This window comes from Shewanella sp. MMG014, assembly GCF_018100775.1.
GTDB classification, from domain to species: domain Bacteria; phylum Pseudomonadota; class Gammaproteobacteria; order Enterobacterales; family Shewanellaceae; genus Shewanella; species Shewanella japonica.
The window spans coordinates 1-745 of the sequence record NZ_JAGJDZ010000035.1; the positions used below are offsets into that span (position 1 = coordinate 1).

At 44.3% G+C, this 745-nt stretch carries 1 protein-coding gene; it reads left to right on the forward strand.

Annotation, left to right across the window (positions count from 1 at the left end):
- Positions 1-745: type VI secretion system tip protein TssI/VgrG (gene tssI, locus J8L86_RS21005; RefSeq protein WP_211031453.1), on the forward strand; the 745-nt coding region annotated here is incomplete at both ends.

The following is a 745-nucleotide window of genomic DNA, read 5'->3' on the forward strand; positions in this document are numbered from 1 at the left end:
TAATGAAATGGGGATAAGTGATTACGCGTTTAGTTGTGATGCACGATTTGAATCGGAAGTGCGTGAGTATTGTGTGCAATACAGTGAAACGGATTTTGAGTTTATCAGTCGGTTAGCCGCGGAAGTGGGCCTGTTTTACTACTTTGAGCATACTCAAGATGTTCACACACTGATTTTTTGTGACAGTACGAGTAAGGTGAGCAGCTTAAAGCGTCCGTTTCCCTATAATGCGCTCAGTGGCGGGGTGGGTGAAAACACCTTTGTTAATCAATTTAATTACCAGCACCAAATTAAGCCCGCCAAGATTAGCTTAAAAGATTACAGTTTTAAGAAACCGCAATACAGTTTCCTACAAAGCAGTAGGGGTCAAGAACTCAAGTTTCAAAGGCCTGACTATGAGCATTTTGATTTTCCTGGCCGTTATAAAGATGATGCTGCAGGGGTTCCTATTACACAAGTTCGTCAAGAATACCTGCGCCGTGATGCTCAAGTCGCCTCTGGGCGGAGTAATATTTTGCAGGCTATCAGTGGTTTTAAATTTGAACTTGTTGACCATAATGACGAAGCGCTTAATCGAGACTGGATATTGACCTCGATTGAGCACATTGGTGAGCAGGGCGCAGCAGCTGAAGAGGCAAACACACAAAAGCCGACACGTTACAGCAATCAATTTAATGCAATCCCAGGAAACAACCCTTGGCAGGCTGAACCCAATAGCAAGCCTTTGGTCACTGGCCCACAAGTG